General features: G+C 33.3%; 23 protein-coding genes and 1 CRISPR repeat array. Of the genes, 2 read left to right on the top strand and 21 right to left on the bottom strand.

Annotation, left to right across the window (positions count from 1 at the left end; translation table 11 throughout):
- Genes ACYQ0O_RS02820 through ACYQ0O_RS02810 form a run of 3 tightly spaced genes read right to left on the bottom strand, consistent with a single transcriptional unit; the run spans window position 1 to window position 4,201 of the window.
- A complete protein-coding gene (locus ACYQ0O_RS02820; protein WP_459890430.1) occupies window positions 1-1,458 on the bottom strand; it encodes an EH signature domain-containing protein in 1,458 nt (485 codons plus the stop codon).
- Between the two features lie 36 nt (window positions 1,459-1,494).
- Window positions 1,495-2,331, bottom strand: coding sequence for an OmpA/MotB family protein (locus tag ACYQ0O_RS02815; protein WP_459890428.1), 837 nt, complete (start codon window positions 2,329-2,331; stop codon window positions 1,495-1,497).
- Window positions 2,332-2,368: 37 nt separating this feature from the next.
- Window positions 2,369-4,201 (bottom strand): hypothetical protein, encoded by a 1,833-nt coding sequence (locus ACYQ0O_RS02810; RefSeq protein ID WP_459890426.1) that lies wholly within the window; start codon window positions 4,199-4,201, stop codon window positions 2,369-2,371.
- Between the two features lie 587 nt (window positions 4,202-4,788).
- Between ACYQ0O_RS02810 and ACYQ0O_RS02805 the strand changes: the two genes are divergently transcribed.
- Window positions 4,789-5,265 carry a DUF2059 domain-containing protein gene (locus tag ACYQ0O_RS02805; RefSeq protein WP_459890424.1) on the top strand — a complete coding sequence of 159 codons (477 nt, stop codon included), beginning with the start codon at window positions 4,789-4,791 and terminating at the stop codon, window positions 5,263-5,265.
- 222 nt (window positions 5,266-5,487) lie between these two features.
- Window positions 5,488-8,777: direct repeats of the CRISPR family, unit length 35 nt; unit sequence GTCTCAATCCCTTCGCATCTCAGGTCTTTTCCAAC.
- Between the two features lie 296 nt (window positions 8,778-9,073).
- Here the strand turns inward: ACYQ0O_RS02805 and ACYQ0O_RS02800 are convergent.
- The 9 genes from ACYQ0O_RS02800 to cas10 form a co-directional block, all read right to left on the bottom strand.
- Complete coding sequence (locus ACYQ0O_RS02800; protein WP_459890422.1) at window positions 9,074-9,685, bottom strand: nucleotidyl transferase AbiEii/AbiGii toxin family protein; 612 nt, start codon at window positions 9,683-9,685, stop codon at window positions 9,074-9,076.
- The gene (locus ACYQ0O_RS02795; RefSeq protein ID WP_075070109.1) at window positions 9,621-9,884 is read right to left on the bottom strand and encodes a hypothetical protein; all 264 of its coding nucleotides are present in this window, start codon (window positions 9,882-9,884) and stop codon (window positions 9,621-9,623) included. Before ACYQ0O_RS02795 ends, ACYQ0O_RS02800 begins: the two co-directional genes overlap by 65 nt.
- Before the next feature lie 211 nt (window positions 9,885-10,095).
- The gene (locus tag ACYQ0O_RS02790) at window positions 10,096-11,625 is read right to left on the bottom strand and encodes an ATP-binding protein (protein WP_459890420.1); all 1,530 of its coding nucleotides are present in this window, start codon (window positions 11,623-11,625) and stop codon (window positions 10,096-10,098) included.
- Window positions 11,626-11,644: 19 nt separating this feature from the next.
- On the bottom strand, window positions 11,645-12,883 hold the full coding sequence (gene csx2 / locus ACYQ0O_RS02785) for a TIGR02221 family CRISPR-associated protein (protein ID WP_459890418.1): 1,239 nt from the start codon (window positions 12,881-12,883) through the stop codon (window positions 11,645-11,647).
- A 35-nt stretch (window positions 12,884-12,918) separates the two neighbouring features.
- Window positions 12,919-14,118, bottom strand: a complete 1,200-nt coding sequence (gene csm5 / locus ACYQ0O_RS02780; RefSeq protein ID WP_459890416.1) for a type III-A CRISPR-associated RAMP protein Csm5 — start codon at window positions 14,116-14,118, stop codon at window positions 12,919-12,921.
- 5 nt (window positions 14,119-14,123) lie between these two features.
- Window positions 14,124-15,131 (bottom strand): type III-A CRISPR-associated RAMP protein Csm4, encoded by a 1,008-nt coding sequence (gene csm4, locus ACYQ0O_RS02775; RefSeq protein WP_459890414.1) that lies wholly within the window; start codon window positions 15,129-15,131, stop codon window positions 14,124-14,126.
- Between the two features lie 120 nt (window positions 15,132-15,251).
- Entirely contained in the window at window positions 15,252-15,962 is a 711-nt protein-coding gene (csm3, locus tag ACYQ0O_RS02770; protein ID WP_075070121.1) for a type III-A CRISPR-associated RAMP protein Csm3, read from the bottom strand.
- Between the two features lie 34 nt (window positions 15,963-15,996).
- A complete protein-coding gene (gene csm2, locus ACYQ0O_RS02765; protein WP_459890412.1) occupies window positions 15,997-16,392 on the bottom strand; it encodes a type III-A CRISPR-associated protein Csm2 in 396 nt (131 codons plus the stop codon).
- A 13-nt stretch (window positions 16,393-16,405) separates the two neighbouring features.
- A complete protein-coding gene (cas10, locus tag ACYQ0O_RS02760) occupies window positions 16,406-18,988 on the bottom strand; it encodes a type III-A CRISPR-associated protein Cas10/Csm1 (RefSeq protein ID WP_459890410.1) in 2,583 nt (860 codons plus the stop codon).
- Window positions 18,989-19,405: 417 nt separating this feature from the next.
- Between cas10 and ACYQ0O_RS02755 the strand changes: the two genes are divergently transcribed.
- Window positions 19,406-19,657 carry an AbrB/MazE/SpoVT family DNA-binding domain-containing protein gene (locus ACYQ0O_RS02755; RefSeq protein ID WP_075070127.1) on the top strand — a complete coding sequence of 84 codons (252 nt, stop codon included), beginning with the start codon at window positions 19,406-19,408 and terminating at the stop codon, window positions 19,655-19,657.
- Window positions 19,658-19,803: 146 nt separating this feature from the next.
- Here the strand turns inward: ACYQ0O_RS02755 and ACYQ0O_RS02750 are convergent, their stop codons facing one another.
- The 9 genes from ACYQ0O_RS02750 to ACYQ0O_RS02710 form a co-directional block, all read right to left on the bottom strand.
- Window positions 19,804-21,021 carry an IS256 family transposase gene (locus tag ACYQ0O_RS02750; RefSeq protein WP_459890407.1) on the bottom strand — a complete coding sequence of 406 codons (1,218 nt, stop codon included), beginning with the start codon at window positions 21,019-21,021 and terminating at the stop codon, window positions 19,804-19,806.
- Between the two features lie 201 nt (window positions 21,022-21,222).
- On the bottom strand, window positions 21,223-21,639 hold the full coding sequence (locus ACYQ0O_RS02745; RefSeq protein ID WP_075069281.1) for a PIN domain-containing protein: 417 nt from the start codon (window positions 21,637-21,639) through the stop codon (window positions 21,223-21,225).
- A complete protein-coding gene (locus tag ACYQ0O_RS02740; protein ID WP_459890405.1) occupies window positions 21,636-21,884 on the bottom strand; it encodes a DUF6364 family protein in 249 nt (82 codons plus the stop codon). The genes ACYQ0O_RS02745 and ACYQ0O_RS02740 overlap by 4 nt, the downstream gene beginning before the upstream one ends.
- Window positions 21,885-22,211: 327 nt before the next feature.
- Complete coding sequence (locus ACYQ0O_RS02735) at window positions 22,212-22,343, bottom strand: hypothetical protein (RefSeq protein WP_459890403.1); 132 nt, start codon at window positions 22,341-22,343, stop codon at window positions 22,212-22,214.
- 234 nt (window positions 22,344-22,577) lie between these two features.
- Window positions 22,578-22,856 (bottom strand): CRISPR-associated endonuclease Cas2, encoded by a 279-nt coding sequence (gene cas2, locus ACYQ0O_RS02730; protein ID WP_459890401.1) that lies wholly within the window; start codon window positions 22,854-22,856, stop codon window positions 22,578-22,580.
- A 105-nt stretch (window positions 22,857-22,961) separates the two neighbouring features.
- Window positions 22,962-23,885, bottom strand: coding sequence for a CRISPR system precrRNA processing endoribonuclease RAMP protein Cas6 (gene cas6, locus ACYQ0O_RS02725; protein ID WP_459890399.1), 924 nt, complete (start codon window positions 23,883-23,885; stop codon window positions 22,962-22,964).
- Between the two features lie 43 nt (window positions 23,886-23,928).
- Window positions 23,929-25,020 carry a putative CRISPR-associated protein gene (locus ACYQ0O_RS02720; protein WP_459890397.1) on the bottom strand — a complete coding sequence of 364 codons (1,092 nt, stop codon included), beginning with the start codon at window positions 25,018-25,020 and terminating at the stop codon, window positions 23,929-23,931.
- Between the two features lie 56 nt (window positions 25,021-25,076).
- Window positions 25,077-25,574 (bottom strand): M24 family metallopeptidase, encoded by a 498-nt coding sequence (locus ACYQ0O_RS02715; protein ID WP_459890395.1) that lies wholly within the window; start codon window positions 25,572-25,574, stop codon window positions 25,077-25,079.
- 154 nt (window positions 25,575-25,728) lie between these two features.
- On the bottom strand, window positions 25,729-26,208 hold the full coding sequence (locus ACYQ0O_RS02710; RefSeq protein WP_459890393.1) for a DUF456 domain-containing protein: 480 nt from the start codon (window positions 26,206-26,208) through the stop codon (window positions 25,729-25,731).
- Between the last annotated feature and the right edge of the window lie 11 nt (window positions 26,209-26,219).

The raw sequence follows: 26,219 nt of genomic DNA, 5'->3' as shown, positions 1-26,219 counted from the left end.
TTAATCAATCCTATATTCTGAAGGTGAGACAAATACCCCAATCTGCTCCTTAATCCATTTGGAAACTTTTCTCTGCCAAGAGTATTTTTCTCCATAAACATGAATAAATTCAAAGTCACAATTATCGACTACTTCCCTACGGTAATATTTAGACTTATAGAACTGAGGAGCATTTTTATTCCCTGGGAGCCAAAAACGGCCTTTTCCATTATGACTCCATTCTGCTACCACTAAGCCTCCTTTAAATTTTAAAAGAAGAACAGAATGATTGGGAAGTACTAGATCGCCTTTTAATAACCGACCATGAGTCTTTAATTCCCAATCATCGATTTTTTTCACATACTCTTGTGCAATAGGTCCTAACAATACCCAGGCCTCTACTATATGCCCTTTTTTAAAATAAGCTAGCCAAAAGGCTCTCCTGTATGGCCAATGATGACTATAGTTACCACTTTTAACTGTGTAGTCCAAAATACGAAAAAAATCTTCTAAAGTGATACCAGTTAGCCAACGCATAATTACTTGTTTTGCTGGAGTTGAAACACCGTGCCATCTTGTAGCTGAGGGAAGTCTCGGGTCACCAAATGTTTTTATTAGAAATTTGGCTATGATATTTAAAAGATGCTCTTTTGTAGGATCAATATCACCTATGAATGGGGAAAGTAATTTATTTATAATATCTATCCTATATTCAGGAAACCTTAACTCACTTTTATTACTTATAAAAAACTCAATACCATGTGAAAGGACAGAAGGTGAAATTTTTCCTATTTCTATGTCTTGTTTAAGTTGCTCTAATAGGGCTACACAGGCTCGAGACAAAAATTTTGCTCTTGCTAACTCCCCAGTAAAGCCAGCTTCAGCTAAAAAATGGTCAGGGGGCACATTATTTTCTAGAAATATAGACGTGAATCTTTCATAACCTCTTGGTTCCAAAAGAGAAAATTCCTCACAACGTTTTTTCCATCCCAAAAGAGAGGGTAGATGTTTTGTTACCAAAATTGTTTTTAAATCTCTTCTCCACAATTCAAAGGTTGATAATTTTTCTGGATAACGGTTTAAGAATACAATAAGCATTGTCCTAATAGTTGAAGCTGATCCATATTGATATAACCACCTTAAAAATTCAATGATCCGCTCTTCTATCTCCTCGAAAGTTCTTTCCCTTTCGAACAAGATCCAAGGAATCCTCCGTAAATACCTTTTTGACAATTTAGTTAAAGGAGTATTGTTTTTTATTGCCAACCAAACTGCCTTTCTAACTGGTTCCAAACTATAAGGTTCTGGTTTTCGAGGAATAACATTATTATGTTTTTTTATAATTTCTTTCACTGTTTTGCTTATAACTTTAGGCGATGATAAAGACTGAGAACACACATTTAATGTCATCTTGATGTGTTGTAATAAATTATTTACCCATGGTTCATAAGGAATATTACTACTCATAATCCTATCCATGAATTAATACATCTATGTTAGAACCATTTTTTTATTTCAATTATTAAAATTTTCAGGACTATTAAATTGTTTTTCAACATCTTTAATTAATTTTGGTTTGGCTTCAGGTGGAAACATAATAAACCGAAAATCTATTCGTCTGTTTTCCGGGACATTAAATTCATTTTCTTTATAAGGTCTAATAGGTCGATATTCACCATATCCACTTAGACTAAAAATATAATATCCATCACAATTTCTAAAATCTATCAATTGAGGAAAATTCACAGCTAAAAACTTAAAAGTGTTTCTGGCACGTGCAGCTGAAAGCTCTAAGTTATCTTTAAACTTACCACCTGGACGAACTGGTTGCCTGTCTGTATGCCCTTCTATAAAAACTGTTTCAATAGTACCTACTTTTGTTAAAGCTGAATTTTTGCCTTTATTGCTAAGACCAAAACAAAGATACTCAGGAAGAATCTTAAGAAAAACATTAGCAAGTATTTTCAAAGTTTCTTGACCGTCAGGTTTTAATTCTGCTGATCCTGAATCAAATAACACTCCCTCTTGAAGATGTAAAATACCCTGTTCCTCATTTACATTTATGTTTACACCATATTTTAAAGCTTCTAATTGAATGCGATGTAACATTTGAGCTCGTTTTTTTCTAGTATTTATAAGTTGATTAACTACTCCTTGAAGCCTTTCTTTTTCTTGAATATGCCTTGCCTCAGCTTCCTTTTGACTCTTCTCTGCAAACTTAAAATTTAGTGCATATACAGCAAGGGTAATTATAAAAATAAAAAGTAGTCCTGCCATTAAGTCACTAACAGATACTAAATAACTTTGCTCATTTTCATTGTTATTTTTTCTTGTATTATTTATACCAATCATTATTACTTTTAGGATCCAATCCCTTTATTAAAAAATCTTATTTTTCTAAATAAAATGTTTCAGACAAATCCTCAATAGCCTCTCTAAGTTCACCTACTGCGCCACTTAATGTATCAACACCCTTACTTAAATACTTTTCCATGTCCACTACATAGTCCCTCAATCTATCAACATATGAATTTAATCCCTCGTTTATTTCTTCAAAAATCTTTTTTAGGCTTTCATCCAATCCCGCAAATCTCTGTTGGTACATATTCCATAAAGAAGTGAGCGACTGTCTTTCATGTTGCATTTCTTTAAAAAGAAGTTTCATTTCCTCATGGATTTCATGAGACTTCTCAGTGCTCTCTAAGACATTTTGCGCAGCTCCTTCAAATGAGAAGGCAGTTTTTTCAATATGTGAAATTGTATTTTTTATTTGTTCAGTTAACGCTGTCATCACCTTTGCGTTTTCTCCTGCCTTTTCCAAAATGTGTCCAGACTCCTGTGTTGTAGATTTTAACTTGTCAATATTACTTGAAAAATCAACTACTAATTGTTTCAAACTATTAATTGGGCTAACAAGAGATGTCTGGATTTGCTCAGTTATATCTCTAAATTGATATATTGCTTTTTCAATGGTTAGAGCAGCTTCCCTGAATTTTTGTTCAACCTCCTTGCCTGCATTGGTTAAATCATTAGATATCTCTTTACTTGTATCCTTCAAATTAGATACTGTTTTTTCGGAAGACTCTTTCATTGTTTCGCTTAGTTCACCCATTACATCCTTAGCCTGGTTTAATAATACCATCACTGTTTCGTTAACCTGTTTTTGAGCATTTCCCAACAACTGTTCCGATGCCTTTATCTCACCTATCAAATTATTCACAGATAAAGCTAAGGCATTTAATTCCTTACCCGCAGCACCATGTAATGATTCCCTAAATTTATCAGATATCTCATGTAGCATATTAACTAAAGATTCACCCCTATCTGTTTTAATACTTTCCATGGTATTGTTTATAGCCTTAAGATGAGGTATCAAATTTTCATTTACAATATTAGTTAAAGCGTGGTTAATGGATGTTGCTAATCCAGACAATTGATGGGAAAGGCGCCTATCTAAAGCCTCTGCAATAGACACAGCCAATTCTGTATTGAATCTTTGGAGCTGGGTAGATTGCACTTTGAGTTCTTCAAGCTGTTCTTTGGCAAGTTTTTCTGAAGTAACAAATGGAATAAGTCTGTCAATGTTAGATAGCAATTCCTCTAAAAGAAAAAAGCTGCTACGACTACACCATTTCAATATCATGGAAAAAGCAATTGAACAAATAAGTCCCCAAATAGAAGTCCAAAAGGCCAAAGAAGCTCCTCCAAGAAGATGGAGTAAGGAAATGGTAATCTTGCTTACATTTCCAGAGTCAAAACCCTCTCTTGCTAAATAGATGCCACAGGCTAATCCAACAAAGGTGAATAATATTCCGCCGCCAGTTAGATAATTAGGAACTGAATTAAAAAAAGAGAGACATAAATATTTGTTTAAATAAGTTTCAGGGTCGAAAAAAAATTTAGCAGGAGCAGACGTTTGAATAATTCCAGAATTACTTGTATTGCTTGATGGAAATATCAATGATTTCTTAAAATTTTTCCATTCATTCCCAATATAAGGGTCATTCTCAAAAACTTCATTTATATCTTCATATCTGTTATAGAATTCATTTGGGTCTTGCAAATCTTTTAATCTATTAATAATATTTTTTATCGTTTTATCTAACTTATTTTTTAAAAACCACAATCTTAATATAGCGAAAATACATACTATTAAAATAGTAGAACAAAAAACTCTCACTCCCCATAAGCTAGTACAAAATTTTGCAAATGAATATATCATTTGATATTATCCTTATCGATGGCAAGAATGCTCTGTTAAACTGAAGTGGTACAATATTTCAACCTCATTGAAACATGCTATATACAATTTTACCTAGCAGCATATGTATCCTTATATTAGGAATAGGAAACAATAATTATTGTATAAAAAACAATAAGATATAACAAATCACCATAATTTGTAATCTTACTAATATTGCAAAAAATACTTCTTTGTCAAGAAGTTAACAAAAAAGTCTTTATTATAAAATGTATAAACATGTGGAGTACAAAAATGTCTAATATTTTGTTTTTAATTCCTTCTTAATTCCGATCCTATCTAACTGATATTCCGATATCAAATTTTCATATTACCGTTTAGCAGGTTCTAATCCTCTACTCTCAGATCTCCCTTGCATGTTTGAAACATTTTTGTAGGGGCACACCTATGTGCGCGTCCTTTTTTTGTTAGAGCAGACACACAAGTTTGCCGGTTCACGGTTAACATTTAAATCTTAATGGAAACAAAATAAATTGACCTGTATCTACTTTTGATTTATAAAATTGACAAAAAAGATTCATAATTATCCCGTTCAAAGGATTTAAGCTATGAAAAAAATATTTTTCAGTATAATATTTACTATAACACTCCTTACTTCTATACCTCTCTTTGCCCAAAATACAGGTTTTACCCAGGAGGATAGAGAAAGACTAGTAAAAGTGGAAACCGCTCTACAGGTATTTATGGAGCAGGTGGACAAAAGGTTTGAACAAATTGATAAGAGGTTTGAGCAAATTGACAAGAGATTTGAGCAAATTGATAAGAGATTTGATGACGTAAACAAAAGGTTTGAAGATTTAATATCTTTTTTATGGATGATAGTTGGTATCTTCACCACATTAACTGCATCTGTAATAGGATTTGCCTATTGGGATAGAAGAACCATTATCAAAAAGGCAAAAGAAGAAACCATTGCTGATATTGAAAAATATGGCAGAGTGAGAGATTTAATCCATGCCTTACAGGAACTTGCACTAGAAGAGCCAAAAGTGGCGAGAATACTTAGAAATTATAACCTCTTCTAATAAAATTCTTTTTCCATTAACTTAGAAATCTCAAGCTTTGATGTGTCTGTGTATGTGATCTGTGTCTGGGGTCTGTAACTTCCATATACACACACATACACCCACACTCACACACATACCACTAATCACTTGATCCATAACCAATCAATAATCGGGGCTAAAGAAATAGGCATTTTCCAATATTCGGTTCACTGTTCACGCCTCACGGTTCACGCCACTTTTGTGGCAATCCCTTCGCATCTCAGGTCTTTTCCAACGCTGGCATTTGGGCTATCAAAAAGGTGATTAAGTTAGCCAGTCTCAATCCCTTCGCATCTCAGGTCTTTTCCAACTTTTAATGGCTTATAATGTATATATTAAGAGGAAAAATATTGTCTCAATCCCTTCGCATCTCAGGTCTTTTCCAACAGAAACAAATTACTAAAGAAACTGAGAAAATCTCAAAACGTCTCAATCCCTTCGCATCTCAGGTCTTTTCCAACTAAGTGAAGTTTTCTCTTGTGCAAATTGGCTTGATTCGTCTCAATCCCTTCGCATCTCAGGTCTTTTCCAACTTAGTAAAAAGAATATTAAATTAAAACAAGAAAACGAGTCTCAATCCCTTCGCATCTCAGGTCTTTTCCAACAAGAGGATGCTAAAAAATTAGGCTGCTTTTGTATCTGGGTCTCAATCCCTTCGCATCTCAGGTCTTTTCCAACAAAGAGAATAGCATAAAGCACTACAACCTTTGCGAGTGGTCTCAATCCCTTCGCATCTCAGGTCTTTTCCAACAAGGAGGTGTAACATGATAGAAAAAATATATATAATCAGTCTCAATCCCTTCGCATCTCAGGTCTTTTCCAACACGTCCGCTGGGAGTTGTCACCTCCCAGCAAACGTCGTTCTGTCTCAATCCCTTCGCATCTCAGGTCTTTTCCAACGCTGGCATTTGGGCTATCAAAAAGGTGATTAAGTTAGCCAGTCTCAATCCCTTCGCATCTCAGGTCTTTTCCAACTTTTAATGGCTTATAATGTATATATTAAGAGGAAAAATATTGTCTCAATCCCTTCGCATCTCAGGTCTTTTCCAACGATCCAGGCTACTACTATTTGCCCCCAAGACTTGTTCGTCTCAATCCCTTCGCATCTCAGGTCTTTTCCAACGTGGACCTTCCTATTGATATCCAGAAAATAAACTCTGCCGTCTCAATCCCTTCGCATCTCAGGTCTTTTCCAACCTGCTTTACCTTAAAAAAGACGGCAGTCTTGATTATGGATGTCTCAATCCCTTCGCATCTCAGGTCTTTTCCAACGGGGAAGAACAAGGAATTGAAATTGTTAAAAATTAAACAAGGTCTCAATCCCTTCGCATCTCAGGTCTTTTCCAACAGGAACTTATAAAAAATATAACGAAGGAAATATTTTCGGGTCTCAATCCCTTCGCATCTCAGGTCTTTTCCAACCAGAATTGCACTTTAACGATTACTCTGCACCTACTCTGGTCTCAATCCCTTCGCATCTCAGGTCTTTTCCAACGGGTTAAGATTTTTTTAAAAATTAAAAAATTTCAGTCTCAATCCCTTCGCATCTCAGGTCTTTTCCAACTGTTCTTTCTAGCTTTAAAGAGTTTCCTAGGAGCTATCGCTGTCTCAATCCCTTCGCATCTCAGGTCTTTTCCAACGTTACAAAGTTACAAAAGATTTGTTAAACAGTTTTAAGTGTGTCTCAATCCCTTCGCATCTCAGGTCTTTTCCAACAAGGAGGTGGATCATGATAATTAAACTTAATCCAAGGTTGGTCTCAATCCCTTCGCATCTCAGGTCTTTTCCAACAAGGAGGTGGATCATGATAATTAAACTTAATCCAAGGTTGGTCTCAATCCCTTCGCATCTCAGGTCTTTTCCAACAACTATGTTTGGGGCAGCAATGGCAACGACGTCCTCTGGGTCTCAATCCCTTCGCATCTCAGGTCTTTTCCAACTAGAAGAATTTAAAATTAAAATGAAAGGGAATAAAAAAGCGTCTCAATCCCTTCGCATCTCAGGTCTTTTCCAACTCGTTTGTTACAGTGATTTTATCGATGCTTGCCGCAAACTTCAGTCTCAATCCCTTCGCATCTCAGGTCTTTTCCAACATGTGGAACAGTCCCGAGGAAAATATAGAAGAGTTTTTAGAGGTCTCAATCCCTTCGCATCTCAGGTCTTTTCCAACTTGTCTTTAGGGTTAAGGGAAAAGGTTTTAAACTTTTAAGTCTCAATCCCTTCGCATCTCAGGTCTTTTCCAACCCATATTTCCTGCAATGGGGAATGGGACAGTGGATTCAGTCTCAATCCCTTCGCATCTCAGGTCTTTTCCAACTCGTTTGTTACAGTGATTTTATCGATGCTTGCCGCAAACTTCAGTCTCAATCCCTTCGCATCTCAGGTCTTTTCCAACATGTGGAACAGTCCCGAGGAAAATATAGAAGAGTTTTTAGAGGTCTCAATCCCTTCGCATCTCAGGTCTTTTCCAACAGGTTTAAGGGAAATTTTAAAATTTTTAACTATAAGGAGTCTCAATCCCTTCGCATCTCAGGTCTTTTCCAACAAGATAAGTTTCCTAAAGAATACAAATATTTTGAGACTAAGTCTCAATCCCTTCGCATCTCAGGTCTTTTCCAACGGGGAGAACTCCCGCCGAGGCCCTGCGTAAAGCAGGGTCTCAATCCCTTCGCATCTCAGGTCTTTTCCAACGGGGAGAACTCCCGCCGAGGCCCTGCGTAAAGCAGGGTCTCAATCCCTTCGCATCTCAGGTCTTTTCCAACATGTTCTTGGCTTTGACCTTCCCCAAGTCTTAGAGGAGTCTCAATCCCTTCGCATCTCAGGTCTTTTCCAACAGGTAACAACTCCCAGCAGACGCAAGCTCTATGTCTGGGTCTCAATCCCTTCGCATCTCAGGTCTTTTCCAACAAGGAGGATTAACCATGTCAGTATTTAGTGATTTTGAGTCTCAATCCCTTCGCATCTCAGGTCTTTTCCAACGTTAGGTATGGGGAAGAGAAACAAATTAAGATAATAAGTCTCAATCCCTTCGCATCTCAGGTCTTTTCCAACTTTAAATTTTCTGAAACCTGTTAAGCGAGGATATATCTTGTCTCAATCCCTTCGCATCTCAGGTCTTTTCCAACTAAATCTACTTTACAATTAGCAAACGCTATTGCTGCTAAGTCTCAATCCCTTCGCATCTCAGGTCTTTTCCAACTGTTTCTTGGACTGATATAAATAATGTTCTTAGTCAAGTCTCAATCCCTTCGCATCTCAGGTCTTTTCCAACCCATATTACCTCTCGGGGAATTTGGGCATGGATAAACCGTCTCAATCCCTTCGCATCTCAGGTCTTTTCCAACAGGTTACAGGTGAGGTTGTAGGAAGTTCTACTACAAAAAAGTCTCAATCCCTTCGCATCTCAGGTCTTTTCCAACATGAAAGACATTTAAGGGCTGGAACACAAGTTATTAAGTCTCAATCCCTTCGCATCTCAGGTCTTTTCCAACTGCATTCTTTTAATTTATATAATTTTCAATATATTGCAAGTCCATTTCCGCAGACCTCCACAGAAATTTGGATAAAATTTTTAATTTCACCCCAATTTTTCATTTAACCTATTGAAATAATTGAGACGCATACCTCTTTAAATACAAAAATCAAAAAATCAATATTTCCAACTGGATATCAAAAACAGCAATTTTCCCCTTGAGGTCTGCGGAAAACCTTTCCCCATGACACCTATCCTTTGTTTTAAGGAGCAACCATTGTTATTTATTGGTTTTATAAAAGTAACAAACCAGGATTAAAAATAGAAATCTTTTACCATTGAATTAAAAAAATATTTTATTTCTTTCCAGAAAGGATCTATGTCTTTTATTTTAGACTTTTCAGCATCTTCAAAATATACAATTGATTTTATAAAAACATATTCATTAAAAGAATCTAAATACTTTTTTTTGCATAAAGATAATATGTCCTCTAAACTCCATTGATTATACTTCATTAAATACCATAGATCAAAAAAATCTTTTTTCTCCCCCCTTTGCATTATGGCTATAGCCTTCATTGCAGCTATATCTTCATCAGATGCAATTTTAATACTTAAATCTTTATAAAAATATGGTTCATTAATTAAAGGATAGTTATATTCAAAAAATGATACCTTTACCCCTTTAAGAAGAATTATCAAAGTATCTTTACTTAATTCTAAAACCTGTTTTTGGAGAAAACAAGACGATAGTTTAAAAAAATCAATATTTTTATATGGAAAACAGAAAAAATCAAAATCCTCAGAATAACGATGATCATATTTTATTGAAATTCCAGTACCACCAGCCAGATAAAAACCTTCAGCTATTCCAGATGCCGCAATTTCTTCTAAAACTTCCCTTTGTAATTGACTCAACTTCTTCATCTGTTATTCCCAGAATTAATTTCCAAAAAGCTATATTTTTCTTATCAAAACGAAAATAAAATTTGAAAAATATATCTTTTAAATTATCAATGGAATATTCAGTTAATATCTTTCTTGGATCATCCCACTTCATTCGTCTAAAAAGCAATGTCTCTTCATTTTCCTCTTTATCCCATGCAAAAAAATTATACTTAATCATATTATTTTAACTTTTTCTGCTTATTCCATTAACTCCGAAGTCTCAAGCTTTGGTGTGTCTGTGTATGTGATCTGTGTCTGTGGGTGCTCTTCACCCTTCAACCTTCATCCTTCTACCTTTCACTAATCACTAATTACTAACAACTAATTACTAATAACTTGATCCATAACCCAATCAATAATCGGAGCTAAAGAAATAGGCAGATAACTTTTTATTTTATTTTTTCTATTTTTAAATTTTTGATATTCCTCTCCACATTGTCAAAAATAATTCCTATTGCATAGATTGATTTATTGTTTAAATATTTTTCATAATATCTCTTTTCTTTTATTTGTTTTATTGGATTTTCGTCCCTTACCTTAAATTCAAACAGATAAACTTTATCTTCAACAATCACTGTAAGATCTGCTCTCCCTTTTGAAGAAATATCTTCAGGAATTATATTAAAACCTGCCCCTGCAAAATAGGCATACATTATACTTGCATAGAAACCTTCATATTTTGCAATTTGATTTTTTATGTAATTTGTATATGGGATCGCTGCAAAAAGGGTCTTAAGAGTGTCCTCTAGAACAGATATGTCTTCTTGAGAAAACATCTCATATAATTTATCCTGAAGTTTGCCTTTTTCTGATACATCTTCTACTAGATAGTCCAATAAATAATCATTAAAGCTCATTCTTACTTCAATATTAGGAAAAGTGAGCACATATTTAGTTTTTCTGCCAATCTGCTTTTGTTCTTTTATAGTAAGATAACCTGTTTGAAACATAACAGGTTCAATATCTATTTTATCAATGTCAAAACTCTCAAGTATCTTCTCATCCGTCTCAAGATTTTCCAGTTCAATAAAATTAAAAGATTTTTCCTTAATAAGCTTTATCAAAAAAGTTGGGGTTCCTGTTGAAAACCAATAATTTTTAAACTTGTGGTGATTTCTCACAAAGAGTAATATATCAAATGGATTATAAACATTTTCTTTTCCAAGGAAATTATATCCGTTATACCAATTCTTAACTTCTTCTAAATCAGCTCCAGCCATATACCCTTTAAATTCTTTTTCCAAATTTTCATGTTTATAACCGCATATATAGGCAAAATCTGGGTTTAACGAAATATCCTCTAGATTATTTATACCACTAAAAATTGAGACCCTTGAGAATCTGCTTACTCCTGTGATAAAAACAAATCTTATAAATTCATCTGCATCTTTTAAAATTCCATATAATCCTTTTAAAAATTCCCTCGCATCTCTTGCAACCTCAACCTGATCTATATTGTCTAATATCGGCCTATCGTATTCATCAACCAAAACAACTACTCTTTTATTGTAAGTATCATGCACAAGTTGAATAATCTCTTTAAGACACACAGACATATCCCTATTTAGATCAAGTTCCACTCCCAATCTTTTGCAATTTTCCCTTAATATACTTTTGCCATATTCTTCAATATTAGGAAGAGATCTCAGATTTCCTGACCAACTTATTTTTATCACAGGATATTTTTCAAAACTATATCTGTTATAAATATAGAGCCCTTTAAAAAGTTCTCTGTTTCCCTGAAATATCTCTTTTAATGTGTCCAAAAAAAGAGATTTTCCAAATCGCCTTGGTCTAGATAAAAATACGTATTGATAATTTTCTATAATATCCAATGCTTCTTTTGTCTTATCTACATAGATATAACCTTCATTGATTATCTTTTTAAATGTCTGTATTCCTATAGGTAGCTTTTTCATATTTATCCTTTTTTCCAAGCTAACTAAAAAATTCCCTTTTGGTCCAGTTTATGTATTCATTTAGCTTATTTATCTTAACATCACTACTATATGTTTTAAAATTACCTTTGAGTTTAGGGTTATTATATCTTAGATGAGCAATGTCATTTCGGATTTTATTGAGTTCTTTAAATTCCCCAAGTTTTTTCCTTAATTCCCTTCTTAACTCAGTTCTAGAATCTTCATCAGTTAATTCTTTATTATTTTTTTCACACTGTTTTGACACAATACTCTCCACAAGAGCCATATACGAAAGGGCATAAAATTCATGGTCCCGAAACCATCTTGCAAGCTCAAATTGAAACTCTGAGACATTATTTTTATCAAGTTTTAAAATGAAATTTTTCAGCTCAGGGATCATAAGTTTAGCTACTGGATGATGAATGTCTTCAATTTCATTTATTTTACTTTTTATATAGCGAATTGCCTGTCTTATATTGTTCATATCCCCTATATTAATGGATGAACTAAATTTTTTAAATATATTTGCTGTCTCTTCTATTTCTTTTTTATCTATTTCTGTAGAAATCAATAATTTTGCTATATTATTTCCATTTCCATATTTTTTTAACTCATTAATGGCTATTATCCATTGCATTAAATCATAAAATATCTTGAGATTTACTATAGGTGCAATACCATTATTTTCATTTCTATATTCAAACATTCCATAGTAAATTCCATTTATATTAATTTCCTTTTCCCTTATTAATCTTAAAAATTCAATCATTACAAATGACATTAAGGCAAGTGATCTAAATGAATGTGTAATATCCAGATATACATCATCATTACTTTCTATAAAATCTCCAATGGACAAAAATTTAAAAAAATTATCCCACAGCTGTTTTTCATTTATTCCATAAGAAATTATCATACATTTGGAACCATTTATCCCTAGATGTTTGTCTATTTGTTCTTCAACCACCTTTAAATCTTTTTCTTCTAGATTTCCCTTATAAATCAAATCATATATCTTTACTGCAACATCAGGATCATCTCCACCAAAAGACATATAAACACTGTCCCATAGGGATCTATTTGTTCCAATCAAAAAGACCTTTTCTATATCCAAATGCTTAACCAGTGCACGTGCAATAAACTGCTCTTCATATACCTTGTCATCAATCTGATATTTTGTTGTGGCATACTCCCCTGGCATGTGCGAATTTGAATTTTTCCTGATACCCGCCCCAAGTGAGGATATAAGGATTTTCACCACATCCTCCTTTCATTTTAGTTTTTATATTGTCTTCACTTTTTCTTTGTAACCTTAAATTTATTTTGCAATGAAGACAAATCCAATAACTTTGTTGAATGAGTTTTTTTCTCTTTTGGTTTTATTTTGGACTTATCTTTGCTTTGAGCCAATTTATTAGTTATTCTATCGTCTTCAATCAATTCAGCCCATGCAAAGGGCTCTAATGAATCCATTAAATAATCTTTTTTTGTTTCTGAGGCAAACCATAGGGTTGTTGTTTTATCTGATATATACGATCTATTCCGACCTTGTCTAATTCTTATTTTTCTAAAACCCTCCACAGTTACTGCTTCTCCCCCAGAATGACGACCCAGTTTTAAGGGCATATTTCCTAAATAGATGGGAGATTTTGTACCTAAGTTTGAAAATATCCTTTCTTCCTCTTTCAAAATCTTTTCATAAAATTGTTTTAATGCACTTTCAATAACTTTAAAAGAAAGGTCAATAGAGAGCTTACTATTTACATTAACTATTGATATAGTTCCTTCAAATTCTGATCCTGTCTCAATTATCTCTGTAATTTGAGGAATAGACGACGATCTACTGCCATTTTTTTTCACATTTACTGCATAAACTATCTTAGTATTCACTTTTTTGGGCAAAAAATCAGATACTTTTAAATATTTTAAGGGGTCCTCATTTGGATATCTGTAATTCAATATCTTACTTTCTAATACCCAATCTTTTTTTATATTTCCGGTTACTCTATTAGAGTAAAAATTCAAAATTGCTGTCCTTATTGCACCTTTAATTGAACTTCCAGGAATGATTGGTTGATTTAAGTTAGAATTATAACTTAACATTGCAATTTTAAATCTATTTATTGCATTATTTATTTCTCTTATATCTCTTGAATTCATATTGATTACTTCTCTATAATGAGAAATAAAACCAGAGCATACATTGATTTTCCTAATTATTATAGATGAATTTGATTTTACATAATTTAATTTAGAATTCATGAAATTATAAAATTTTATTAAACCATAAGGAGATACATCGTTTGATATTCTAGATATAATTTCTCTGTCTTTATCTGATAAATTTAACATAAATTTATCTATATCAAGAAAATATATGCAACTAGCTTCACTATCCACAACAAAATTAAAAGGCTCATATAAATCTGAATATCCCACATAAATGGGACTTAAAACCCTAATTACATATTTTTTCACATCTATTTTACCCATAATGTTTAACTCCCTGTTTCAAAAAAGAGTGGAAAAACTATAGAATATCCTTGAGAGATGGTGGATTTTTCAACTTTAGATAATCCTTCTATACATTTGCCAATATATGGTAAGGTTTGTCCTTCCCCATGCATTATTACACAGCCTTCATCCATCATCAAAACTGGATTTTTAAAAGGATTTCTTGAAGTGGCTAAAAATGAGCCATGTCTGCCAAAACGCACAAAGGGTTCAAAAAATACTTTTGTATATTTTTTATCTGGAACACAAGGGGAAAGGGAATACAGGCCATCGCAATGGAATAAGTCAGGTAATTTTAATTCATCTTCTTCAGCCAAGGTAAACCTTCCAAGTCCACTGGATGCATCTCTACCAAAACCCATAAGACCTATCCTCTCAAGAGCTGTTAAAATAGAATCCACATCTATTTTATTTTCGTCAAAAAGGACAAATATTACCAATTCCAGAAAGGGAAGGAACCAATAATCCTGCAAAGTGTATGGGGCAAAACCTTTTCCAGTTGTGGATGTCAATCTATTTATGCGGTTATGGGTATGTAGATAGGCTATTTCTAACCTGGAAAGTGCTACATGAACATCATCAATGGAATATTCTTTTTTGTACAGTTCAAATATATCATCTTCTGTATAGAGATTTTCTTCTAAGTATCTAATCTTTAAATCTTCCCCTACTTTTATAAATTTTTTATTCTTTAAAACCTTTCTATTTTTCAATGCCTCTACGTTGTCATCTACTTTTTTCAAAAAATGTAAGGGCAAAGTTGGCCTTTTTAAAAAGAAATAATACCTATTATCAGCATACAGCCTTGGATATGCAGATGAAAATATGATAAAAGGGGAAGTCTTATATTCAGTAATAGCTTCTTCTAAAGAAACTTTTAAAAGTCCTTCGTCCATTACCAACTGCCAGATAAAATGCCCAAATATGGTATCCCCTTTAAGGGGAGTTCCAAAAGCAGACTCAGGTTTTATACCAACTTGAATAAGTTTCACACCTGTTCTCCTTTTTAATCCAGGGTAATAAAAATTTAGGTTAATGTATTGTTATAATTTTAATTTTAGTTAATACAAGATGTTACCTAACCAAAATTTATCTTGATAAATAAACTTGGATTAAAATGATAAAATATTTTTCCTAAACTTCTCAGTTAACTTATCATCATCAAACTCAAATTTCACCCTGCCATAGCCACGACTACCACTACCACCCAAAGCATCAAATTCTAAAAGCTTGAGTCCTTCTAAAAGCAAATCTTCTAAATTATCATCTTTATCAATATCAAATTTCTTTAAGGTAATCTTAAAACTAAACTTTATCCCTGCTGGCACTCTCTCAGTGAACCTTGGATTTTTGGCTGTTGAGGTAATCCTATTGATTGAATTCTCAGCCTTTATTTCAGAATAGACCATACTACCTTGTTTTATCTCTTCCCTAATACTTTCCTCTATTTCACAATCCGAAAAAGAAGCCCTTGCTGGACCTATTTCTAGTAACTGGTCACTATCTGAACCAGATGCGCCAAAGAGTTTAACTATCTTTTTGGCAAGTTTCTTTTGTTCATCTGACATATCATCATTATTCAATATTTTTAAAGAAATTGGTTTACCACCTGTTATTCCCATAAGTCCACTTTTAAGTTCCAAAAGAGATCTCACCTTACCCTTTAAAGAAGAGCCAGGGATATATGGCTCGTGGGTAAAAGGATGTTTAATAACAGGGTTATCGGTTCCGCCAATGTGCATCTCAACATCTCCAGCACCTATATGCAAACCACTCTTTAATGTAATAGTGCCTGTAATTTCTTTAATATCTATTAACTTCATAAGTTATCCTCCCTTTAAATTAGATTTTCAATTATTAATTTCCGCTATATTGTCTATAAAATCCAATAAAAGCCTCAAAAAAATCGTTTGCTATCTTTAGATCATTTTTATCCTTTACAAAAAAAACCAGTTCTTTAACTAAATCCACAAATTTATCTGTAACTAAGTTACGACCCTTTGCATACACCACCTTTGGAACCAACATGTGTAATTGGGGCAATATCACCTTTTTCCATTCAGATTCATTATATCCTATACTTCTCTGATTTAATTTAAAAAATTCATCATAAAATCTTCTTAACTGAGAAGATTTATTCTTTCTTTCTTGGCCCTCACTGAAAATTTCTCTTGCCAATTTTTCTGCATCTTTTGAAAATGCCTCTGGATTTACACTGCCATCTTTTGTTTTTAATTCTAACTTTATACTCATATTTCCTCCTCTTTTATTTATATGGCCTTAATTTATACAACAAAATCCACAGGGGTACTTTTATATCACCTCTATATATCTGTATATCTTTTACCAGATAAATTAATATGTCTTCCAGTTCTTCTTTATTTTTTACTTTAAAATTACGTGCTTCCATATAAGTTAAAAAAGCCCTCCACTTAAAAGTTGTAATGTCCCTTGGAACATAAGATATACCAGAATTAATTACTTTAATTTCCCTATCAGACATATCTATAATGTCATTAATTTTGTACAACATAGATTTAGATACCACTTCTTTTTCTAATAATTCCAAGAAGAAATCTTGTTTTTTGATTAATTCATGAAATTTATCCCATTTTATCACTCTTTCAAATATTGAAATAGAATTTTTACCCTTATTTTTTGCATTATTTAAACTATGTTCTGACTGGTGTGCTATTATATCTATTGGTGTATTAGCTTTAACCATAGATATTCCAGCTGAGAAATGTATCTCATCATTTTGGCATACATATTCAGTAAACTTTTTGTTTATGTACACTGAAAAGTCTATAATTTTATTCCATGGTCCTATTAAAAAAAGATCATCTCCTCCAGCAAATACTGTATATATATTTTTAAATTCCTGTTTTGTCTCTAGAATATATGGAACATATAATGAAAAGAAATTATTGAACTGAGTACTCATTGTATATAATCTTGATATTGTAAAACGCTTTTTGGATAAACCACATCCAAAAATTAAACCTAAATCATCCACATCTGCCTTAATTATTCCCAAATTATCTACACCAATCCACTTTCCGTTTATATTTTCCAAACCATTAAGCGCTATGTGGCTAAAGGTTTTTGGATCACCTTCTTTGCTAACCTCAATTAGGTTTAATGCCTTTTCTTCAGATTTTCGACCTGGTAACAATCTTTCGTCTTCTAAATCATTTTTTTCATACACAGGCACATAGCCATTTAATGGAAAGTAACTTAATTCTTCTGGTATTTCCCCATGTCTTACTCTAGTGCTCCACAAACGTCTAAGAACACCTTTTTTGGCATATTCTCTCATTTGACCATCAACAAATGCCACAATATATTTACCAAATAGAGGTTCAAGGGTATATTTTTCTGAATTTTTCAAGTTAACATCTTGATGAACACTAACTACTGCTATCTTATCCTTTTTTACCAAATTAGTTCCCAACATTATGTTGTCCCTACAAAAAACACATGCAGACCCTACTCCTTCTGGATATATCAACTTGCTTCCCTCAATTTTATCCGATGATGGTCTTTTACCACACAAAGGGCATATATCCCTATTTAGCTCATTGTTAACTTCGTCAAGATATGAAGAGAAGACTCCACATAATTTAGAAGGATCAAAACGTGAAAACTTCTTTGCCTGAATGTTCTCTTGAACCCTTTGCCATAGATACCAAAAATTTTCTGAGGAAAAATCTGAAACTTTTGCTGCAGTTAATGAAATTCCAAGGGTGGTTTCACCATAACTCATTTTAATCAGCCAGGAATTTATCCTCTCTTCTACGTCATTAACTTTCTCAATGGTATTTGACAGGTTTGGAGCTAATATATAAAACTTCCCTGCGCTGTTTAGCAAAACAGAGTATGGGGACAGCCCAATCTCATCACATATCATATCAGCAGCTAACTCACAAAAAAGTGAGACTGCAAATGAACGGCCCCTTAACATCTTAGATCTGTGGTGAGCTTCCTCGCCTCCCTTTGAAAATATAAATTTTTGAATTCCAAAAAAATCTCCTGCAATTATTAAAAATTTATCTCCATCTGCTTTAATATCTGACTCATTTAATGAATTAGTAGCTTTATGAAATAAATAAAGTGCAGTTGCTATAGAGGCTGTTGTTTTGCTGTGATGATACAGGGATACATCTGGAATTACCTTTCCAACCCTAGCTGCTGGGATAAAAGAAGTATATTTTTTTAAAACTGAATCAAAGTACTGCATCCACAAATAAAGACTATCTTCTTTGTGTATTAAACCATTAAGTGCGATAAGAAAACTTTCATACAACCTCTCATAATCTTTAGGATCTTCTTGCTCCCCTCTTTTTTGGGGAAAAATTGATGTAGGAGATATAGGTTTAAGATCGTAACACCATTTAAAGTCAGACAACTTTGAAATTTGCTTTTCCTGATCTATTGAAATTTCTTCAAAAATTGGGACAAGCCTTGTCAATTTAAATTCCTTTACAGGTATTTCCTCACCCTCAAGGAACTCATCTCTATCTAAACCAGAGCTTAGCCTATCTGCTTCTGTAACAATCCACTGCATTGGAGTCTCTGGCTTGTGGTGCATCCCCGCTAAGTTCAAAAAAGTGTCATTCCCTAATTTGTCTGAAAACAATATAGATGGAAACAATTCCTGATTAAATTCCAAAAAAGCTGCAGTGTATAAGGCATGGATGTGGGAATACCGCCCTTTATAAACAGGTTGATATAAAGATTGATTCCTATCAATATAATCTTGTGGAATATCAAAACATCCCTGAACAAATTTCCCAATATCATGACACATTGCTGCCAAAGAGATTATCAAGGTATCTTTGTTATTCATAATATAACCCCATTATATAATTTGGTTACCAAATCTTGATTCTCAACAATTTCCTTAAAAGTTACATTATAGTTTATACCCATTTCCAAAAAAATTTCTCAAACAACAATATTTCCCAAATATTGTTATCTGCATGTGGCAAATACAAAAATGTTGTTAATATTTAACAAAAATTCTTTTTATATTCAAGGGGAAGAAAAAAAATGGAAAAGTAAAGTCTGGATAATTCATGATAAGAATTTTAACCTAAATTGAATCTCTTATATTACTTGCGGATAGCTATTAATGTAAAACACAAAAAGCTATATTATAACTTACCTAGAAATTTTATGTTGACCAAAGTTGGCATATTTTGAGTTTGTAATTACAAAATAATTACAAAACAAAACTACCCATACAAAAAAATGAGGAGAATTTATGAAATCTTCTATCATAAAAATAGGCAATTCACGAGGAGTTCGCATACCAAAGCCTATTTTAGAGCTATGTGGTTTTGATAAAGAAGTGGAATTAGAGGTTAGAAATAACGAAGTTATCATAAGACCAGTCAAGTCACCTCGTCAAAACTGGGAACAAGCTTTCAAGGTTATGTCTGAAAAAGGAGATGACACATTGATAAATATACCAGACAGCAAGTGGGATGAAGAGGAATGGGATACGCGGTCTTGAATTCAAAAGGACATTTTTTTGCAAAAGCGGATAATTCGTAAAGTAAAACAAAAACAGACAAAAAAGAAAAATTAACTGTTTTTTCATAATTGCACCTCCTTCGAGCCTGTAACATAATCTGTGTAAATCCTTTTGTAGTCTTAATACTATTGAACTACATTTTTAATCCTGTCCTCAAAAAATATATACAGTTGGGGATAGATTTTGGACCAGTTTCTTATGGTACCTGCCCATTTTTTGCTTATATCCAAAATTGCCAGGTATAAGAGTTTCAAAATGGCATCTTCAGTTGGGAATACTCCTTTTGTCTTACATACTTTTTTGAGTTTAAAATTAAAGCTTTCTATTGGATTTGTGGTATATATAAGTCTTCTTATCTCTGGTGGATATTTATAAAATGTCTTTAGATTATCCCAGTTAGTTCTCCAGGACCTTATTACATGAGGATATCTATCGCCCCATTTTTCTTCAACCCTATCAAGTTCTAAAAGACCCATTTCCTCAGTGGGTGATGTATATATCTTCTTTAAATCTTTTGCCAGTTCTTTTCTGTGCTTATAAGATACGTACTTTAATGAGTTTCTCATTTGATGAACTAAACACCTTTGATGCTCTGCTTTTGGGAATACAGCTGATATAGCCTCACTGAAGCCTGGCAGCCCATCTGTTGCAAATATTAATACATCCTTTACTCCCCGGTTTTTCAATTCATTTAAAATACCCAACCAAAACTTAGAAGATTCTGTCTCTAAAATCCATATCCCCAGGCACTCTTTTTTTCCCTCTAAAGTTATCCCTAACATTGCATATACAGCTGTATTTTTAACTGTCCCATCTACCCTGGCTTTTAAAAATATAGCATCTAAAAATACTATTGCATAAATAGACTCTAAGGGCCTATTTTGCCATTCCTTAGCCTTTTCTAATACAGAATCTGTTATCCTGCTTATACTCTCAGATGATACCTCTACTCCATAAATTGAATTAAGATGATCCTGAATATCTCTACAGCTCATGCCCTTGGCATACATGGAGAGAATCTTATCTTCCATGCCTGTAATATCTCTTTGTCCTTTTTTTATAACTAAAGGATCATATCCCCCTTTCCTATCTCTAGGCACATTTAGATCTATTTCTCCTAAAATAGATCTAACCTGTTTTGAAGTATAACCATTCCTGGAATTGTCCGTATGTTTATTTGATTTATCATATGGAGAATATCCTAAAAATTCAGTAAGTTCAGCTTGATATAAAGTCTCAATAATATCTTTCATAACCTTCTTGAGAATACCATCCAACCCTTCAGAATCTTTAACTTTCCCCTCTTTGTACAATTTGATTATCTCTTCTTTGTTTACTAACATAAAAAATAACCTCCTTTTTAAGGCTTCTCTCCCCAAGCTCCCCTAGGGGAGCTTGACTATCTCTTTTTTCTCCTTCCTGCAATATCTTATTCCTTTCCCCTATCTTGCCTTAAAAAGGGATTTACACAGTTTTTGAAACACCTCCCCTCCTCAATTAGGGTTCGTTTACAACTCTTAATGTCCAATGAGAACAGTCCTCTTTTATAAAATTTTGGTTAACTCAATAAACTCTAAAGGCTCACAAACTGGAATACTCGACTTTTTATAGTCTTTTACATTGCGAGTTATAATAAATTCTACACCTGAATGAATGGCTGATTGATATACTACACCATCTTCATAGTCAGCAAATTCACTATTCAAGGCATCTTCTAGAACAATTCTGGTCACAGGTGCTATTTCAAATAGAGATAAAATTAACTTTATGTATCTTCTAGCCTTAGATTTCCCCAGATTTTTTGAGAGTAAATAGTAAATTGTTGTTAGAGTTATAGCACTGATATATCCCTGTAGTTCAGACCGTTCCACCTTTGACATCAACATCGCTGCTGGTTCTGTGAATGGTTCTCTGTCCAGTAAAACATCTAAAATTATATTTGTATCAAATAACACCCTCATTTTTCTAAATATTTATCTTCTAAATATTTTTTGTAATCCTGCTCAGTAACCTGTTTCCCTTTTAATATTCCCTTTAATGCTGCCACAGTAGGGGTTAATTCTTCTTTCTCCCTGGGTTGTTTACTTAAAATATATTTAAAGTACTCAGACACAATCTTAGAGACAGATTTTTTCTTTTTAACAGAATACTCTTTTATTGATTTTATTAAAGTTTTATCAACTGAGAGAGTTAATTTAACGGGCATATTACCTCCTATACGTATATTTTTATGTTTAACAATACTTCTTTATCAGGTTTTGTCAAATTGTTTTCTTTTCACGGAAACTGTCAGAAAAAATATCAGAGAATATGTCGAACTGCCTATTTCTTTAGCTCCGAATTATTGATTGGGTTATGGAGCAAGTGATTAGTAATTAGTTGTTAGTAATTAGTGATTAGTGAAAGGTAGAAGGATGAAGAACACCTAAACCTTGAACATTGAACCTCGAACATTGAACAAAGATTTAATTTCTTCAGGTTGAAGATAGCCGTATTTTTCACGATAAAGGCGATAAGCTTTGTCAAGCTCATCTTATGGCTTTTCCATGGAATCAAACTGTTCGCCACAGTCCATATATTGGTAAAGACTGACAGGAACATCAAATACTTCCCCTCGCACCTTTACTTTTGTAGAAGTTATTTTTTTACTTCTTTTTTTCTTCATATGCTGGACAAAACATTTTCATGGCTCTTCCTCCCAGGGATGAAAACTCAGACACTTCGTTTCTGTTTTGATGAGTTTTATTTTTATGTAAACTCTCAAGTGGGATGAAGAGGAATGGGATACGTAGTATGTTTTGCTTAAAAAATACAAAAATATGGGAATATTACAATTATTTATCTTATCCCTAGTTTATAATTATAAACTGAGACTAAATTTGCGCACTTTTTTCTGAGATCACACAATACAATATTCAAAATCAGGATTCACAAACTCCCCTTCTCCTATTATCTCAATCTTTGCTACACACTTTTTGCAAAGAGGGATGTATTTGACCCCATCTGTTTCTGGATCAATTATTGAGGCGATCCTTGCCTGGAGCTTCTTTAATTCCTTTTTTGTAAGCTCCATCTCAAACTTGGATTTTTGAACCCTTTTCCCAAAATCCTCCATTGTCTTGGCAACCTTTAAAAGTCGTTTTTCATCTGAAATATCATAAATTACCAGATATCTCATATAAAGCCACCTTTTTTATTACATTCTGCTTATTTCATTAACTTCGAAGTCTCAACCTTTGATGTGTCTGTGTATGTGTATCGAAGCTAAAGAAATAGGCATATATTATAAAATTGAAAGCCTTATTTTACCAAAGCCAAATGAAGTTTGCTTACCCACATGTACTGTTTCACAATATTTTAATATTGGGAAAAATTCAAATAACTCCCCCTCATAAACAGCCCTTCCAACAAGCCCGCCCAATTTCATCTTAGCTCTCTGTCTAAAACTAAACCTGGGCATATCAACCCATTTCTTTTCTTCCAGAATCATTTTTACACCATTTGACCGATGCACTAATCCCCTGTAATCTAAATCTGGCTCTTTTCCTGCAAAATAATCTTCTAGATTTGCTATTCTCCTTAATGCTGCCCTAATCAAAACACCAAAATCAAAAGAGGTAACAAGGGAATTTTTGAATTTTGCCCTGTATGGAGTCAAGAAATCCACCTGAAGTTTATTTATTTTCTGCTGGGGATTCTCTAGTTGAATGTATCTACCAGAGTCTTTAGGATATAGCTCCTTTGATTGATCTGTATATATGATTTGTTGGTCCTGTTTTACATACTTTAATCTAAATCTTCCAAGTCCATCCTTTCTACCTTTTCCAATCCCCATCTCACCCATATTAATTGTTGCATAGACCAGATATGGAATCCATTTTATAACATCTCCAATCAATATTAATCTAAATTTAAATTCATCACCTGCCATATACAATGTCTTTTCCATATCCATTGGTTCTAAAACAAATGGATGTGGAGCTATAGGACTTCCCTTTGGTCTTTTTATTTTTTTTGACTCAAAAACAAAAAAATATATGCAACTAGAGGATAAAATACACTTAAAACATTCTACATTTTTAATGGGACAACATATCTTTCTAAGGCTATTTCCAAGTGCTCCCCTAATTAAATTTCCCTTAAAGAGAGGTAAAACTCCCTCACTTTCAAATTCACAAATAAAATCTAACTCACTATATTTTAGCATAACCTTTTACTTAGCTTAAGTTTATTATGACAATAAACTTGGGCTAAAGATGGCTTCCAAGTTCATCAATTACAAAGACCTCATCCTCAAAATGTCCATAACACCTTTTATCTGTGCCTGTAAATGCATAAAATTCATAATTAGATATCTCTTTTGGTTTTCCTTTAATTGGCTTAAAACTAAGTCTGTTAAGTATTTTTTCATTTCCAGATAAGGCCAGTGCAAGGTCATCTATCCTTATATTTATTTCCTTGATTTTATCTGGAAAAAGCCCTGCTACCTGTTTTTTAAATTTCTCTGAAAATTTGATCTTGCTATTTGGCTCTGGCCACAGCCTTTTTTCATAAAGACTATCCTTTGCCCTTAACCATGCGATTTTTCCCCAAGGGGAAAAACCCACTTCCCCATCTATTTTAACCCAAAATATCTCAGGGATGTTTAAGACATTCTCATATGTTATTTCTCCAAGCTCCAGTAGTCTAAAAATGGTGATATTTTGTTCAATAACCCCATGTGTATCTATTTTTACAGGAAGTTTGGGAATCCTTAATAAAGATGATCCAGATTCAAATATGTATATTATCTCATCAGCATAAAACATACCTATTGTCTGTAAAAATCCCTGTACGCTTTTAAATCCACCTGTAAGATTAAAAATAATTTTAAAATTTCTCCTTTTAAATGCAGGGATCAGCCTTTCAAACATATCTACCATCTCAGACAATGCCATTTGAAATGCATCTATATCATTGGTTTGTAAATCCATTTGTCTGTATAACTGGACATTCTTTACTTTGTTTGCTTCAAGCCATTCCTTTATCATATTACCAGTCTGCTCTCCAAGATATGTATCAGTACACAACAAAAAATGGTAGTCATCTTCTTGTAAAAGGCCATTATAAAATTTAACAATGGCATTTAACTCAGCTGAATACCTTGTTACTTCTTTTGGAGAAAGGGATAAAATAAGATCTTTTACCTCTTTGATCCTTTTTTGTAAAAGTTTTCTATCCCCATCATCAATGTCTTCTAAGTATTTGCAATTAGCATATTTTGATATTAGACTTCTAACCTCATTATCTGCTCTACCTGTTAAAAGACTGGTCCCACATGGAGAAACAATAAAATTTGGCATGATTTTACCTCCATATTCATGGCCTGGAAATTTACCAGGCCATTTAAATAAAATTTTTAAAATCTAATTGGAATCATTTTCATACGTAAATTCTCTGGAACACTATTTAGCATTGCAATACTTAGCCTTTTACCATTAGAAATAATAGATAGGTCTGAAGACAAATTCATTTTTATAGCAGATGGAAGTTTCCACATTGCTCCAGTAGCCGGATCAACAATTAACATACCAATGACTCCACCAAAAAGTAGATTTCCTATATACCATCCATCAATTGATGCCGTTAATGTAATATTTTTCTTTATCCCATTTGAAAATAGAAAATCAACATTGTATTTTGCAGGAGAGAAAAATCCTGCCTTTGCCTTTAGAGTAACAGTAGTTGGAGTTGTTCCTGAATATACCTCAACTCCTTTTTTAACGTCATAAATTTTTACAATTGCCCCAGATGGAGTTGTATTAAAGGACACAGGATAATCAGATTTACTCACAATACTGGCACAACCATAACATATAAATGTAATTACCCAAAAAAAAGCTGACAAATTTCTCATAATACTACCCTCCTCCATTTAAAGTTAAAAAAAGAAACAGTGATACCTGTTATGACATGGAGGAAGGTTAAACAAAAAAAGAAGTTATTTGGTAAAGCACAATATTTGGTAAATATTGTGAAAATTAATGGATAGGCAGGAGCTTAAATCCTTATCAAGAATAATATGTTAGGACAATAATACCTATTCCAGCACTGAGTTTAGCTATAATGCCAAGTAGTTTTCCCAGCATAGCTCCAAGGGCAGCCTGTCTTGACTGGGAAAAAGTCTTTCCACCCAGAAGTTCAAAAACAAGCCCACCCACATAAGCACCAAGGATTCCACCAATTAATGCTCCTATTCCAAATAAAAATGGTACTCCCAGTATGGCACCTGCTATGGCTCCAATAAATGAACCTATATTGCCCCTTCCAGATAGACCATATTTTTTGCCCACAAGAAACTGACCTGCCCACTCTATAACTTCCCCTAACACACAGAGAGATATTACCATTATCCACCAGGAAATATGGGGTGAGAATGCATCACTTAATATGTCAAAAACAAGTAATACACCAAGCATGAGCCAGTTACCAGGCAAACTAAAAAAATTTAATAACCATAAAATAAGCAGTACAATTATTATAAAAACCATCTATCACCCCT

Source organism: Desulfothermus okinawensis JCM 13304 (genome assembly GCF_054654515.1).
This window is presented reverse-complemented; position numbering and strand designations above follow the sequence as displayed.